Here is a 223-nt window from a genome sequence, read left to right as displayed (position 1 = left end):
GTCGATGGGAAACAGGTTAATATTCCTGTACTCGGTGTTACTGCGAAGGGGGGACGGAGAAGGCTAGGCCAGCCGGGCGACGGTCGTCCCGGTTTAAGCGTGTAGGTGGGTACTCCAGGCAAATCCGGAGTACTGCAACACTGAGGCGTAATGACGAGGCACTACGGTGCTGAAGTGGTTGATGCCCTGCTTCCAGGAAAAGCCTCTAAGCACCAGGTAACAC

At 56.1% G+C, this 223-nt stretch carries 1 rRNA gene; it reads left to right on the top strand.

Annotated features, from left to right (window positions below):
• Positions 1–223 (top strand): 23S ribosomal RNA (locus tag AAC854_RS23810); the annotation flags it as partial.

It is taken from the genome of Xenorhabdus entomophaga (assembly GCF_037996725.1).
Lineage (GTDB): Bacteria > Pseudomonadota > Gammaproteobacteria > Enterobacterales > Enterobacteriaceae > Xenorhabdus > Xenorhabdus khoisanae.
The sequence above is the reverse complement of the archived record's forward strand: the minus strand, read 5'-3'. Positions and strand labels throughout refer to the sequence as shown.